Here is a 5,036-nt window from a genome sequence, read left to right as displayed (position 1 = left end):
AGCGCGCACCGCCGCGCTGGATGCGGATACCAACGCCGCAGGCCGCCAGGCGACCCGGGCCGAGGCGCTGCTGGTCGCGTTCGCCGCCCGCCGCGCACTCGATCGCGGCCAGCCGCTCGGCTATCTCGAGGAACAGCTCCGCACCCGCTTCGGTGCGGTCGAGCCGCGCGCCGTCGGCACCGTTATCGCGGTTGCCAGCCGCCCGGTGACGCTGGAGGCACTGCGCCAGGGCCTCGACACGCTGGCCTCGCAACTGTCGGTCGATGACAGCCAGGGCTGGTGGGAAGGGCTGCGCCAGGAACTCGCCGGCCTTGTCGTGCTGCGTCAGGCCAACAGCCCGTCCACCGCCCCCGTCGACCGTCTGACCCGCGCCCGCCACCTGCTCGATGCCGGCCAGGTCGATGCCGCGCGTGACGAGATCGCACGCATGCCGGGCGCCGCCCGTGCCACCACCTGGGACCGCGCCGCCTACCGCTACGCCGCCGCCCGCCGCGCCCTCGACACGCTCGAAAACGCGGCCCTGATGGCGCCCCCCGCCGCCGCGCCTGCCGCGCCCGCGCCGGAGGCTCCTCCCCCGGTCACCACCACGACCGAAGCGACCGGCACCCGCGCCTGAGGCCATGAGGACGTCGCTCTGTCCTGTTCGTGCCGAGTAGCGGTCGAACAGGCTCGCGGAGGCGTATCGAAAACGCGTATCGAGCTACTGCCCCCGCTGAAGTAAGCTGCGTCAAATCCGATCTACCACGTTCCGTTCGTGCTGAGCGAAGTCGAAGCACAGCAGGCGGCGCTTGGCCTTCGACTTCAGCGCGAAGCGCTGAAGTTTATCCTGAGCGGCTGGCTTGCCAGCCAGTCGAAGGGCTCAGGCCGAACGGATGGATGACGTACGTTTAACGCACGATGATCTAACGCTCCCCCAGCCGCTCGATCAACGCCATCGCGCCGAACGGCGCCCGCACCTTGGCTCCGTTGATGAAGAACATGAACACATCGCGCGGCGCGATCGGCGCCGCTTCGCTGCCCGCACAGGGCAGTGCCGCCGGCACGCTGCCTTTGGCCCATTCCACCGCGCCCGATGCCCATTCGTCGAGCGCCGCCGGAGCATAACCAGCCGGCTCCTCCTCCACCGCATTTTCCAGCCGGGCATAGACGAAGTCGCTCGTGGCATCAGGAAAGCTCGGTGCGCCCTCACTGTCATCGAACACGATCGCGACGTTCGCCGCGCGGGCCATCGCCACGAACTCGGGCGTTTGGAAACTCTCATGGCGCACTTGCACGGCATGGCGCAGCGCCACCCCGTCATGTCGCTCCGGCAACAATGCCAGGAACGCCCGGAAATCATCGGGCTCGAACCGCTTGGTCGCCATGAACTGCCACAGGATCGGCCCCAGCCGGTCGCCGAGTTCGACGATACCCTGACCGATGAAGCGCATCACTAACTCGCCCGCATCTGCCAGCACCTTGCGGTTGGTGGCATAGCGCGAAGCCTTCAGCGCGAAGACGAAGCCATCCGGTACCGCTTTTGCCCAGCCGGCGAAACTCGCGGGCCTGAAGCTCGAATAGTAGGTACCGTTGATCTCGATCGCGGTCAGTTTCGACGCTGCATAATCCAGTTCGCGCTTCTGCGGCCATTTGGGGGGATAAAAGGTGCCCCGCCATGGCTCATAGGTCCATCCCCCGATGCCGACGCGAATCGTGCCCTTGGTCATGGTCGCAGGATAGGCGAACGCCGCGCTCAGCGAAACGCGCAGGCCGCTGCAGCGTAGCAAAAATGATTTCGGATACAAAAGACACAGTTATGGAAAGAAGGACATTACCGCCGCATTATCGATCCATTTTCGTTTGAAACTAACCCTTTTGGGTGTCAGCCTCACGGTACAGGCGGGCCGAAAGTGCGCGTCATCTGGGGGTTTCAATGATCAAGTCGTGCAAGAGCGCAATCGTCCTCGCGGTGCTGTGTACCACGTGCCTCGTGTCTTTACCGGGCCTCGCGCAGAATGCCTCGCCGTCGTCGCCACCGCCGCCGCCCGCCGGTGGCTATTACATGGCGAATGGCGCCCGAACCGCGGACTACGCCGCCGCGATCGCGTCGTGGCGCAAGGACGCGCAGTTTTCGGTCGATTATTCCAAGGCCTATCTTGGCATGGAGCATGCCTATGTGCTGGGCCTCAGCGGGCGTGGCCAGACGATCGGCATCAACGATGCGGGCGTGCTGACCACCCACCCCCAGTTCCAGGGCGCCGGCAAGATCACCGGTCTGCGCACTGCGGTACCTGCCGCCTATGGCAATGACGGTCTGATCAACCCGCGCCGCCAGTGGGAAGGCCATGGCACCCATGTCGCCGGCACCGCCGCGGGTAGCCGGGTCGCTGGCCTCCCCATGTTCGGCAACGCCTTCAACGCCAACATCTATTCGGCGACCGCGAACTTCGCGGCCGGCGATTTCCTGTGGTACAAGGATCAGGTGATCGACGGTACGTTGGTCAGCACCCCGCGGGAAAATATCGTCGGCCTTGCGCGCACTGGCCAGGTGCGCATCATCAACAATAGCTGGGGCAGCGGCAATTCGCTGCCTTATGACGCGCCACTGACCACCGTACTCCAGCAATTCCGCCAGAATCTCGGCACCTTCTACGATCCCGTGCTGCAAAACGACGTGCTGGTCGTCTTCTCGGCGGGTAATGGCTCGGGCGTCCATGCCAGCGTCGATGCGGTTGCGCCATTTTCTGATCCACGCCTGCGCGGCAACTGGCTGTCGGTCGCCAATTATCAGGCGAACCTGACCGCAACGCCGTCGACCAGCTTCTGCGGCCAGACCGCCACCTGGTGCGTTTCTGGACCGGGCAATGCGATCGTTTCATCGGTGCCGGCCTATGAATTCGACCGGCAAGGCATCCAGAGTCAGTTCACCCGTGCCGCCTATCCGACGCTCTACGCAGCAACGACCGTGGCGGCGTTGCAGAGCGCCGCGGTCAACCGCTTCATCGCGGTGCTGAACGAGTATCTCGGCAGCAAGGACGCCGCACAACGCGCTGGCGTCGCCTTCGATGAAACTGCCGCCCGCCGCCGTGTCGCGCAAGAGGCTGTTGCCATCACCCTGATCGCGGGTAGCCGCCTCAATACGCCCGATGGCGTCACGGCCAATCTTGCCGGCATATTGGCGGGCAATCTCAACATCCTGACGCCGGCATTTTCCAGTGCCGTGCTGGTCGAGGCGGATGCGATGATGGCCACCATGCTCGGCCGCTTCATCCGCTACACCGGCCCCGGCTATTCCGCCTATACCGGTACGTCGATGGCCGCCCCAAACATCTCGGGTTTTGCCGCGGTGCTGATGGAGGCGTTCCCCGAATATAGCACGCCGCTGATTTCCGACATTCTCGTGTCCAGCTCCAAGGATCTGGAAACGCCGGGCGTCGATCTGAAATCGGGCTGGGGTGCGCCGCAGATGGATGTCGCCTTGCGCGGTCCCACCGCATTGCGGGCCGTGCGCGACGTCACTGTCGCGACCGGTACGGTGGACGTGTGGAGCAACGACATCGCCGACGCGCGCACCCGCTACTCGGCAGAGGTGCTGCAGGCCTTTGCCAACGATATCGGCGGCCTGGTGAAAAAGGGCGGCGGCGAGCTCATCCTGACCGGCAACAGCGGCTATACCGGCCTGACCCGCGTCGAGCAGGGGCAGTTGACCGTCAACGGCCAGTTGCGCAACTCGGCGCTCACCCTGGTCGCAGGCGGCACGCTGGGCGGCACCGGGCGCATCGCCAGCCTCAACGCGACCGGCGGCACCGTCTCGCCCGGCGCCGCTGCCGGTGGCCTCGGCACGCTCACCGTCGCGGGCAACGCCACGCTCGGCGCGGGCAGCCAGTTGCTGGTCGATGTCGGCACGCCCGGCCAGTCGGACCAGTTGGCCGTGACGGGCGGCCGCCTGCAACTGAACGGCGGCACGCTGGCGCTACGCCCGGCCGGCGGTCGCCCGCTCCTGTATGACGAACGCTACACCATCGCGACCGCGAGCGGCGGCGTCGCCGGCAGCTTCGCCACCCCGCAGGCCCTCAGCGCGATCCTCTTCCCCAGCCTTTCCTACGGCCCGGGCTCCGTCACCATGCGCATCGCCGCCGGCCGCTACGCCGATGTCGTCGCAGCCACCCCGGTCCAGACCGCCTACGCCCGCCTCCTCGACGGCAATCGCGGCGCCTATGCCAATCTACGCGGCACCTACGACCTGCTCGACGTCCAGAACGCCGCTACGATCCGCACCGGCCTGGAAGGCCTGGCCCCCCGCACCGAAACCACCAAGCGGGCGCTGGGCACCGCCGCGATCGACCACATGGCGCGCTTCTACCGCGACCGTCTGGCCGCGCTGCAAGCCGGATCGGGCGGTGGCGGCACCGTGTCGATGATCGGCCGTCCCGTCGAGGTCGCGGCGAACGCGATCACCATGCCCGGTCAGCAGCAGATGGTCAGCGACGCGGGGTTGACGACGGTGCGCGAAGGTGCGCTGCCCGAAACCATGTCGGCCTATCTGGCGGGCGGTTATATCAACGGCTCGAACAGCGCCATGCCGACGACCAGCTTTGGCGATGCCCGTGAACGGTTCGACGGCATGTACATCGCCGCCGGGCTGGAGGGCGAGGCGGGCGAGCAGGGCACGCTCGGCTTCGGCCTGTCCTACACCGATCTCGACAGCCGCCGGCTGATGGCACGCTCGGCCAGTGGCGAGCTGATCCAGGGCACGCTGTACGGCAAGCTGGGTGCGGCCGGCGGACCGATGCTGGATGCACAGTTCAGCGCGGGCGTGTTCCAGTCCCGCACACGACGCACCGGCACGCTGATCGGCACCACCTTCGACCTCGCCACCCGAGACAACGCGCTCGCACTCTCCACCGAGGTCGGCGGCAGCTACGCCTTTGGCAGCGACAGCCTCCACCTCGTCCCCCGCGTCGCCCTGCGCGCCAGCCGCATAGACTTCACCCCCACCGGCGAGCGCGGCAGCGGCCCCGCCCTCCTCTTCCGCCAAGACCGCTTCGCCAGCCTGC

Annotated in this window: 2 protein-coding genes and 1 pseudogene; 2 read left to right on the top strand and 1 reads right to left on the bottom strand. The window is 66.9% G+C overall.

Translation table 11 applies throughout. The annotated features are described in order from the left end of the window. A pseudogene (locus Q0U08_RS17650) lies at nt 1-616 on the top strand (hypothetical protein); the annotation flags it as partial. Between the two features lie 286 nt (nt 617-902). Here Q0U08_RS17650 and Q0U08_RS17645 read toward each other — a convergent pair. Further along, the gene (locus Q0U08_RS17645; protein WP_298092944.1) at nt 903-1,706 is read right to left on the bottom strand and encodes a DUF72 domain-containing protein; all 804 of its coding nucleotides are present in this window, start codon (nt 1,704-1,706) and stop codon (nt 903-905) included. A 206-nt stretch (nt 1,707-1,912) separates the two neighbouring features. Between Q0U08_RS17645 and Q0U08_RS17640 the strand changes: the two genes are divergently transcribed. Next, nucleotides 1,913-5,036 (top strand): S8 family serine peptidase (locus tag Q0U08_RS17640; RefSeq protein WP_298092943.1); only part of this gene is annotated, 3,124 nt, incomplete at its 3' end.

The sequence above is a fragment of the uncultured Sphingomonas sp. genome (assembly GCF_946477935.1).
Classification (GTDB): domain Bacteria; phylum Pseudomonadota; class Alphaproteobacteria; order Sphingomonadales; family Sphingomonadaceae; genus Sphingomonas.
The sequence above is the reverse complement of the archived record's forward strand: the minus strand, read 5'-3'. Positions and strand labels throughout refer to the sequence as shown.